The sequence below is a fragment of the Methylobacterium sp. E-065 genome (assembly GCF_022829605.1).
Classification (GTDB): Bacteria; Pseudomonadota; Alphaproteobacteria; order Rhizobiales; family Beijerinckiaceae; genus Methylobacterium.
The window spans coordinates 1-6489 of the sequence record NZ_JAKSYD010000216.1; the positions used below are offsets into that span (position 1 = coordinate 1).

General features: G+C 62.9%; 8 protein-coding genes and 1 pseudogene. 3 read left to right on the plus strand and 6 right to left on the minus strand.

The window, feature by feature from the left end:
• Positions 1–125 (plus strand): annotated as a pseudogene (locus MKK84_RS25640) (IS630 family transposase); the annotation flags it as partial.
• A 259-nt stretch (positions 126–384) separates the two neighbouring features.
• Here MKK84_RS25640 and MKK84_RS25645 read toward each other — a convergent pair.
• From MKK84_RS25645 to MKK84_RS25670, 5 genes are all read right to left on the minus strand, one after another.
• On the minus strand, positions 385–594 hold the full coding sequence (locus MKK84_RS25645; protein ID WP_243924851.1) for a hypothetical protein: 210 nt from the start codon (positions 592–594) through the stop codon (positions 385–387).
• Between the two features lie 306 nt (positions 595–900).
• Positions 901–1623: a cache domain-containing protein gene (locus MKK84_RS25650; RefSeq protein WP_243924852.1), complete on the minus strand. Its 723-nt coding sequence runs from the start codon at positions 1621–1623 to the stop codon at positions 901–903.
• A 570-nt stretch (positions 1624–2193) separates the two neighbouring features.
• Positions 2194–2850, minus strand: a complete 657-nt coding sequence (wrbA, locus tag MKK84_RS25655; RefSeq protein ID WP_243924853.1) for an NAD(P)H:quinone oxidoreductase — start codon at positions 2848–2850, stop codon at positions 2194–2196.
• A gap of 450 nt (positions 2851–3300) precedes the next feature.
• Entirely contained in the window at positions 3301–3525 is a 225-nt protein-coding gene (locus MKK84_RS25665) for a hypothetical protein (protein ID WP_243924855.1), read from the minus strand.
• 91 nt (positions 3526–3616) lie between these two features.
• The gene (locus MKK84_RS25670; RefSeq protein WP_243924856.1) at positions 3617–3799 is read right to left on the minus strand and encodes a hypothetical protein; all 183 of its coding nucleotides are present in this window, start codon (positions 3797–3799) and stop codon (positions 3617–3619) included.
• Positions 3800–3864: 65 nt separating this feature from the next.
• Between MKK84_RS25670 and MKK84_RS25675 the strand changes: the two genes are divergently transcribed.
• Together MKK84_RS25675 and MKK84_RS25680 are read left to right on the plus strand one after the other, a co-directional pair.
• Complete coding sequence (locus MKK84_RS25675; protein WP_243924857.1) at positions 3865–4290, plus strand: hypothetical protein; 426 nt, start codon at positions 3865–3867, stop codon at positions 4288–4290.
• 454 nt (positions 4291–4744) lie between these two features.
• Entirely contained in the window at positions 4745–4978 is a 234-nt protein-coding gene (locus MKK84_RS25680; RefSeq protein WP_243924858.1) for a hypothetical protein, read from the plus strand.
• 257 nt (positions 4979–5235) lie between these two features.
• Here the strand turns inward: MKK84_RS25680 and MKK84_RS25685 are convergent, their stop codons facing one another.
• Positions 5236–5493 (minus strand): hypothetical protein, encoded by a 258-nt coding sequence (locus MKK84_RS25685; RefSeq protein WP_243924859.1) that lies wholly within the window; start codon positions 5491–5493, stop codon positions 5236–5238.
• Positions 5494–6489: the final 996 nt, after the last annotated feature.

Consider the following 6489-nt stretch of genomic DNA (forward strand, 5'->3'; position numbering starts at 1 on the left):
ACCTTCAGGCGGCGATCAAACGCTACATCGCCGAGCACAACCGGCGCGCCAGACCTTTCGTCTGGACCAAACCCGCCACCGACATCCTAGCCGCCGTCAGCCGATCCCCTGAACCATCCGTCTGAGTCAGTGCACTAGCGCTGCGGGCGAGAGCAGATCTTACGGAGTTAATAGCGCAGAACATGTTGCCAATATGGCGCCTCTGCATTCAAAGGCCCCTCGCAGATGGCCACTTACGTATAAAATACGCGTTCTCTTCCGCAAACCCAACGTGGCTTGCGCTGAGGGCGTTGGCGTCGTGCGTGCAGCGCACAAGCGGAAACAACTTTCGGGACCGCCACAAATTCGCTAGAGAAGGGCGCATCACTCCAGTCACGAAGCGGGTCAGGCCCTGCGCAACGCCTGCGCCTGCAGTCGTTCGGCTTCCTCCTGCCACGCATCCCGCTCTGTCCGCATGGCCTCGACCAGGGCGTGCATGTTGCCGGCGTCGATGGAAGTCTCGACGAGCATGTCTTGGGCCGAGGTCAGTTGGTCCCGCAGCTCGGCGTTTTCGGTCGCTAGCGCCAGGAGCAGAGCGGCTACGACATCGCTCATTCCTGCTCCTGTGCTCGAACCGAGCGGCGGCATCTATAGTCCTTGAAGGTCCCCTAGGGGCCATACGGCCGCCGGATCGAGGGCGTTCGGATCGGTAGAGGTATTCTCAGGCGTCAGGGCGACTAGGACCGCGACGGTGAGTAGTGCGACGACACCTACCAGCACCCTGCCGACACGCTCTGGATCAAGCCATCGGGCGCGCAGGACAACACACCCGAACGTGAAGGTAGCTGCCTCTGTTAGAGGCACGACGCTGGACAGCCCCAAGATGGCCTCCCCGGGTACGGACTAGCCGCTTGCTTGAGCCTATTTCTGGTCCGCGGCGGTTTTTCCGTCCGTGGTTTTGAGGGCGGCTTCTGCCGCCTTCAGGCCATCCCGAACGCGGGCCAGTGTGGCGGCACGCGTGTCGCCGACTTGGTTCAACGCCTCCAGAAACGCGGTCCAGTCTGACCGTGCCGAAGCTGGGATCTCACTGTCCAGCTTCGCTCGCAGGGTGGCCACTCGCGCCTCTGGCGTAGCTGTCTGCGGTGCCGCTGCGTCGGCGTCGTAGACGCCTACCGCACACATTTCATCGCCCGCCTTCGTGTAGTACGTGGTCTTGGGTTCCTCGATCGTGCTGCCGGGCTTTGGAAATAGATAATGGATCGAGGAAATCTGGTCCGGCTTAGCTGTCTCCACCATGGTCTTGATGAAGTAATTTCCGGTCTTATCATGCAAGTCGCGCACGTCGTGACCTTGCAGGATCGGATTGGGATGAGCGCTCATAACGCCATCGGGTCCGACGCAGAACACGTAACTGTCCGCGGTGCGAAAGCCGTCCATACCCTTGGTGAATGAGGTGAGAGCCTTGGCCTTGTCGGTCACCACGGCCTTGCTCGCCCGGTTTAGCATCCACTTGGCGCCCATCTCGGCGCCGGAACCGCTGTCATCGCAGGATAGACCCGCCTCGCTGTCCCCGCAGGCCAGGACTGTTTGTGGCAGAGCTGCAGCGATGAGAGCAGCAGCTATGATGGCGGCACGTGGGTTCATTGCGGGCTCTCAGCACACCCCACCAGTGCGGAGTGGCGGTATCAGAATGCGCAAGCGCCCATTTTACAACAAGCCAATACAATCATCACGCACTCGTTATCGATCGAGCTTATACAAGCCTACGAACAATGCAGTTTTCACGAATGAATTTTGGTCAGATGCATGCCGTTTGATCAATTGTAGCAACGATGCAACCCTTGCACACCCAGTTCCCCCGCACCGCGCCGGCCCTCACGAGACCGCCCGGCCAAGGCCTCACGGGCGAGGTACAGAGAACTGGCCCACACCTGCCTGTCGCCGCGTGCCCGACTGCAACAGCACCGTGTGGGTCGCGAACACCTCGGGCACGTATGCGGGAAGGATGGGCGCTGTAGCAGCTGCACGGGGCGATGTCGCCGCGTTGGCTCGACAGCAGCTCTCGGCATTAGCGCGACTGCGCCGGCGAGGCCGCACCAGGGCCCGCCGTCTCAAGACGACCCCGGTGCTGCTCTTCCGGCGCGCGGCCGAAGCCGATCGCTGAAAGCATGCTGGCGCCTAGTGGTTAACGGATCCTGTTGATCGGCGCAGCTGCTAAGGGGCACGCTGTCGGCGACATGGCATCTCGCCGGCTGCAATTAACGCACCTGCAATTGCCACCATCCGCCGCCCTTGATGACGCGCAGCGTCCAGATCCTCGGGTCGCGGTGGCTGGTTCTCTTTGCCGACGATCGCGGACGCGCCGTAGGGCGAGCCAGCCTCCAACATCGCCTCATCGGTGTAGCCTGTCGGGAGGATCACCATGCCGAGATGCGCCATTGGTGCGTACAGCGACAGTGTGACGACTTCGGATCCGCCATGCGGCCAGGACGCCGTCGCGAAGGCACCTCCGACCTTGCCAGCCAGGGCACCCCGCTTCCACTGGGGGCCGAGCAGATCGAGGAAGTTCTTCAACTCAGTCGCCATCGCCCCAAAGTAGCTCGGCGTGCCGAACAGGATCGCGTCAGCCCATTCGGCATCTTCGTGTGTGGGTGCTTGGTAGAGGTCGTTCTGACGGGCCGCACTCTCAGTCCAGCCTTCGACCTTCGCCATCGCGGCGGCATCAGCCACTTCTCGTGGTCGACGCACACGTACTTCTGCGCCAGCGCCCCGCGCAGCTTCAGCGGCAGCGGTTGCAAGCGCTTCAACACTACCGCTGCGTGAGTAGTAGACGATCAGCAGGCGAGTTGGGTCGGATGTCCGGTCGGCCACAGCACCCTCCTACGGATTGGCGCTACGAGCTGCCGGCTGCGGATAGGATGGATTTGAGCCTGGTACAGCAGTGCTGTTGGAGGGCGACATCGCGCTGCCCTTCCCGTCCTCGGTTCCGGTGATCTGCTTGCGCGATGCGCTCTGGCTCTGGCTCGCGTAGTCAGGCGGAGAGCTTCCACCCTGCCAAATCATGAGCCCAGCCAGCGCTGCCAGCATCAAACTCACGCTGACGATCAGGACGTAGAGGGCCGGTCGGCCGCGCTTTCCCTGCCGGCCATCTTGCCCGGAGAGTTGTTCTGCCACCGATAAACCTCGCTTGCCCGCGGTTGCAGGCGTGAAGATGCAACGGGTCTTCGGTGTGAGAGGTCCGATCCTGTGGCGCTATGGCTCCGCAATCACTGGACGCGCATCTGGGTAACCCCGCGGATCCAGACCGCGGGGCAGTCCACTTCACATCCGCGAACGACGCATGTGGTGACGCCGATGACGCTTCATGTGCCGCATGCTCATCATGCCGCGCTGGCCGCCCATCCGCTTCTCTGACGGGCTTTTCACGCTGCCGGGGTTGTTCATGTTGCTCTGAGCACTGCCGCTGCCACTGCCGGCCGGCATCTGAGCGAGAGCCGCCCCTGTGACGGCGAGCGTCAGCGCGGCCGCAAGGGCAAGTGTCTTCATCATAGCGTTTCCTCCAGACGGATCGGTTCGACCAGTCCGGATCTGAACGTCGGCGCGGTTGCTATCGTTCAGGCGCTTGTCATCGCTGCAATCACAAATCGCGCTTGCTACGCAGCCGGAGAGCCAAAATCAGCGCGCCAGGCCAGAACGCGAGGCTGAGGACGGCTATCGGGACGATGGGGCGCCCTTTCCACCAGGCGATGACGACCGGCAGGAACAGGACCGGGATGGCCGCTGCGAGAAAAGCCCAGAATTGAAGGTCGGATAGGTCCATATGCGATCCGTAGCAGCGCTCTAACGCTACGCTTTCTTCACGACAGGCGGCACAGTCCGGCCATCATGCCGATCCGGCCCGAGCACCGCTTCTTCTACCCCATCGACTGGGCGCAGCTCTCGGCCGTAATTCGGTTCGGGCGGGCGAGGGGCTGCTGCGAGGGCTGCGGGCGACCACACGGGCGGATGGTCTATCATCTCGGTGACGGCCGCTGGTGGGACGCGGATGCCGGTCGGTGGCGTGATGGATGGGGTAGGCGGATCCGCATCGCTGCAGAAGCCGACATCCTCGGCCGCGCCCGCCGGACCCGGGTGGTCCTAGCCGCAGCTCATCGAGATCACGACACCTCGAACAACGCGGACGCCAATCTCGCGGCCTTCTGCCAGCGGTGTCACATGATCCACGATCGGCCGGAGCATCAGCGGCGACGCTGGCGCACGCTGTTTCGGCGGAAGGCGCTCGGGGATCTGTTCGGCGGGCCCTACGCGTAGAGCGTCTCCGGTCGCGTCCTGACTGCCGTGGCGGCAGAGTAAACGAACAGTTCACCAACTCAGCGCAATTGCTCGGATCGCCTTGATCCTGATGCGATGTGAAGACGTTCTACCGGCACATCCACCGGAGATACGCAGCCATGCTGATCCTCAACCCACTCACCGGCCAAACTGTCGAGATCATCGTGCCTAGGCCTAAGCTCAAGATGGCTTGAGAACCGCTGCCTGCGGCTTGCGTTTCAAACTCTTAGCTTTGGTGCCAACGTCACGCATCCATTTCACGCTCTTGCGCGTTCCTGGCCCGCAATCACCCAGCTTTGGGTGAAACAGTTTGGTAGATGGAGGCGGCAATGATGAAAGGCGGATTGCTTTGGCTGCTGGGGATCCCGCTGCCTATCATCTTATTGCTATGGTTCTTCGGCGTGTTTCACTAGATATCAGGTGGGACGGCGTCATGCCCTACACAGTCGAAGTTACTACGCCGCCGATGCATATCGATGGCGAGGAACACGCATCTAGGATGTACCAGCTGCCTGATCCGTTCAACACGGTGGCTGAGGCCAAGGATGCTGCAATCGATCACATCAAAGGGCTTGGGCTCGACCCAGCTGGCGTCCTCTACAATGTGTTCGACCGTGAAGGCTTCACAGTCGCATCCAGCGCGGAACAGCTTGCTGAAGCTGGATAACGCGAAGGCATGGGCCGGCGCACCGCGGTCTCCAGTTCCGCCGCACCGCGCCGACCCTCACGCAACCGCCCGGCCGAGGCTTCACGGGCGCGCCCCGGGGAACTGGCCCAAGGGTGCCTGTCGTCGCGTGTTTGCTCACTGCGGGCCGTAAGGTGTCGCGAACGCCGCGGGCACGCCTGTGAGAAGAACCGGCGCTGTAGCAGGCGATAGAATGACTGTCGCCACCGTCAGCCAGTCTGACTGCTCCAGCCTCCCATTCAGGTTCGTGAGAAAGGTCCATCGACCGGTTCGACTTGGGAGCGATCGCCAAGCAGATGGCGGCCCGACGCAATGATCTGGATCGCCTGCCGGTTGTCGCATTCGCGCCGCGCGATGCCTTCCAGATCGCGCAGGTAGGTGACGATCGGCCTGCGAGCATGGTGCCCCAGCTTCATAGCGGGAGTGACCTGCGCGCCGACGTGTTCGGCCACCGTATCCCAGAACGCCGCGGGCGTCGTGGAGACGTCAGTCGTCATGCTGATCCTTATGGTTGGTGCCCCGCCAGCCTCGATCAGGGGGGCAGAAACCGAGGCAGGCGGAGCCGACCAAGTGCGTCCAGTCGACAGCGAGGCTAAGGCCGCGGCGACGTCGGCGAACTCACTTGGATCAGAGCGGGGCGTTCGGTCTGCCGGACGACGCTAGACCGTCACCGCATAGCTCGGCCCGTCCTACCGCCCGCGAGAATTCTCACGGGATCGCTTCGGCTGAGGTCGACCGTTGTCACTCGGCGAACGATCTCAAAACCTCCGCCAGAGGGCTTTCCACAGCATGGGACAGAACCAACACGGCGGTGTGCCGGATGGGGCATAAGGCAAGGTGTAATGAGAGCCAGCAGCAAGCCGTTCAGGGCGGTCATTCATGCAGCAGCACTCAGATGCGGCGGCTGGTTGAGGCCTGCTGGAACCACGCCTGCTGCCGTGCGTAGATTAGGTCTCGATACCCCAGCGAGACAACCTTCAGCCCCGCCGGCTCAGTCGCGCGGGGCTTTTCATGTGCTGGGCTCGGTTCGTCTCACGCCACGGCGCACAACAACGGGCGGCCGATGATGAGAGCCAACAGAAGATCGTTGAACCAACGTTATGCCGCGACGCTTTCCTCGGCACGGCGCACCCCTTCTGCGTCGAGGCACGGAGGAAACCCATGCGCATCCTGTCTCTCAGCCTGCTGACCGCTGCCAGCCTCGCCGTTCTCTCGCTCCCCGCGGCTGCCGTCCCGGCTGGTCCCGCCTCCGGCATCTCCGCTTCGGACGGTATGACCACGCATGTCCGGATGCATCGCCATCACATGCGGCGTGGACGGATGACATGGGTGCAGCGGAGAGGCGGCCGGCGCTAGGGCCTGTCGTCGCCTGAACGGACTGGCGGGGCTTGCGTTTCCTCTCTTCAAGGCAGGAGGGATGATGCTGAGCGACGCGCAATGGTCTGAGCTGGAGCCGCTGGTCGAGGCGTGCCGTCCGAAGGCCAAGACGCCAC